The sequence below is a fragment of the Aeromonas sp. L_1B5_3 genome, from assembly GCF_963866575.1.
Taxonomy (GTDB): Bacteria; Pseudomonadota; Gammaproteobacteria; order Enterobacterales; family Aeromonadaceae; genus Aeromonas; species Aeromonas jandaei.
The window spans coordinates 1-1,245 of sequence record NZ_CAWMDN010000010.1 but is presented as its reverse complement, the minus strand read 5'-3'; the positions used below and the strand labels follow the sequence as shown (position 1 = coordinate 1,245).

The 1,245-nt window shown below is 58.5% G+C and carries 2 pseudogenes; both read left to right on the top strand.

Features of this window, described 5'->3' with window-relative positions:
* Positions 1 to 366 precede the first annotated feature (366 nt).
* A pseudogene (locus AACR93_RS01600) lies at positions 367 to 735 on the top strand (recombinase family protein); the annotation flags it as partial.
* Positions 736 to 987, top strand: a pseudogene (locus tag AACR93_RS01595) (Tn3 family transposase); the annotation flags it as partial.
* Between the last annotated feature and the right edge of the window lie 258 nt (positions 988 to 1,245).

The window sequence follows — 1,245 nt, the reverse complement described above, 5'->3', positions numbered from 1 at the left end:
TATTGGCATCTTTTGGGAGTTCTAAGTTTCGACCCGTCACTGGTAAATTCTGGCGCATAAGAGCCTCAAGAGTTGGCTGTTTTATTTTATTGTGTTCGGCATTAAGCCCAATTTCTTTAGCGTTACGATAAAGCTAGCATGGACACGATAGGTGCAGCAAGTTAAGGGTTGCATTGCGCATGTAAATCTAGGTTATACCCTAACTGGATGTCAGGCAAGGCCGCGCCGCTTCGTCAGAATAGAGTCATCTTTCGCATTTTTTGACACATGCCCGCGAAGGTCATAGATTTCAGCCTGACAGAAACGGGGTTTGAGGCACAACGGAACAGAAGGAGCACTTAAGCCGCCTTCAACCAAGGAGACATCGTGCAGGGGCACCGCATCGGCTACGTCCGGGTCAGCAGCTTCGACCAGAACCCGGAACGCCAGCTGGAACAGACCCAGGTGAGCAAGGTGTTCACCGACAAAGCCTCGGGCAAGGACACCCAGCGCCCCCAGCTCGAAGCGCTACTGAGCTTCGTCCGCGAGGGCGACACCGTGGTGGTGCACAGCATGGATCGTCTGGCCCGCAACCTCGACGACCTGCGCCGCCTTGTACAGAAGCTGACCCAGCGCGGCGTACGCATCGAGTTCTTGAAGGAGGGGCTGGTATTCACCGGCGAGGACTCGCCGATGGCCAACCTGATGCTGTCGGTGATGGGGGCCTTCGCCGAGTTCGAGCGTGCGCTGATCCGTGAGCAGCAGCGCTACCGGGCCAGCGGCCTCAACCTGGTGACGGCGGCTATCGTGCTGTGGAACACGGTGTACCTGGAGCGCGCCACCCAGGGGTTGGTCGAGGCCGGCAAGCCGGTGGACGGCGAGCTGCTGCAATTCCTGTCGCCTCTGGGCTGGGAGCACATCAACCTAACCGGCGATTACGTCTGGCGGCAGAGCCGCAGACTGGAAGACGGGAAGTTTCGGCCCCTACGGATGCCCGGAAAACCTTAGCGTACGATTTTTTCCGAATTCTGCGGGCTCCCCTAAATCGAATGTCAGCAAGCTCTTGAACGCCGCAGACGGGAAGAAGCTGAATTAAGCAACACATTGAAGCACTGAGCAAGCGGTTCCGTGTTTCCCCACCCTTGTTCTTTTAGCCTGGAAGGTTCGCCGCCGGGCCGGTGCCGGGGATGGCCAGCGGTTTGCCTGGTGCGGGAGTCGCCGGTCACCCCTCAATGTCTTGGTGCGACATCGAGCGCCGGGGGCCTG